We start from the raw sequence: 1,107 nt of genomic DNA, 5'->3' as shown, positions 1-1,107 counted from the left end.
ACATGATCATGCAGATACTCGGCAATGGCCTCCACGCCTTCGCGAATTCCGTCGCCGACGATCAGGAGCAGAAAGCGCCCACGACGCAGATTGTGCGTCAGCGCATCGTTGAACTGGATCTCATCGACGCCCGGGTGCACCTCGCGCACGCGCGCGAGCAGCGGATTGCCTTCGAGGCCGAGCCGCTCCTTCACGGCACGCTGCAAGTCGGCAGAGGACCAGCGGCTGAGTTCCTTCGCATAGTCCAGAATCTGGCCGACGACCTCGCGCCGCGCTTCAGGATTGCGCCAGAGCTTGCATTCGACCAGCACCGGCAATCCCGATGCGGTGACCATGAAATTGTCGATCGATCCCGCCGGCGTACGCAATTCCGTGCAGATAGGCACAGGTTCGACGAACATCGGATCGATCTCGGCGACGGGCAGACAGCCAGGATGGCGCTGGACCCATCCCTGAATGTCTGCCTCACTGACAGAGTCAGCCCCCGACTGCTTGTCGAGCGCCATCAGCCTGGCTGCCTCGGTGATACCGGAACCAATGAAAAGTGGGCTGCAATGTTGCCGTGTCATGAGTCTCGTCCTGATGGTGGTGTCGTTGTGATGAGCGGGGTCATTGTCCGTGTGTCGCCGGGTTTGCGGCGACGCACCTCGTGTGCTTTTGTGCATTGCGCCTCATAACCCGTCAATCGGTCAACGGCCGTGCGCCATGCGCGCTGAATGCCTCATGCAGCGAAAGCGTTTGCTGCCGGCCATAGCAGAGCAGGTCATCGGCAAGGCGATGCCTGCGTTCCCTGTCGGTCGCGGATGATGCTGCTTCCCACCAAGCACGCTGCGCGGATTCGCTGTTCGTGACTTCGATGCATCTGGCAGCATCGGCGACGTCATGCGCCATGGGCGCTCCGGGCGTCGGATACACGAGGCGCCGCATGAGCGCCTTCAGTTCCACGCGCCGTTCGGGCACGCTCTCACACAACGCATTCAGGCCCGCACGCTCGACCGACGTCGCGACGATGACCGCGCCATCGTATCCGAGCGCATCGATCAGCGTACGGGTGAAGTCGTCCTTGGAAGGCGCATCGAACGAGTCGAGAAACGCGCGATGAATAAA

Annotated in this window: 2 pseudogenes; both read right to left on the bottom strand. The window is 61.8% G+C overall.

Going from position 1 to position 1,107, the window contains the following annotated elements:
* A pseudogene (locus AWB78_RS42735) lies at nucleotides 1-665 on the bottom strand (hypothetical protein); the annotation flags it as partial.
* A gap of 16 nt (nucleotides 666-681) precedes the next feature.
* Nucleotides 682-1,107, bottom strand: a pseudogene (locus tag AWB78_RS42730) (DUF2779 domain-containing protein); the annotation flags it as partial.

It is taken from the genome of Caballeronia calidae (genome assembly GCF_900044055.2).
GTDB classification, from domain to species: domain Bacteria; phylum Pseudomonadota; class Gammaproteobacteria; order Burkholderiales; family Burkholderiaceae; genus Caballeronia; species Caballeronia calidae.
The sequence above is the reverse complement of the archived record's forward strand: the minus strand, read 5'-3'. Positions and strand labels throughout refer to the sequence as shown.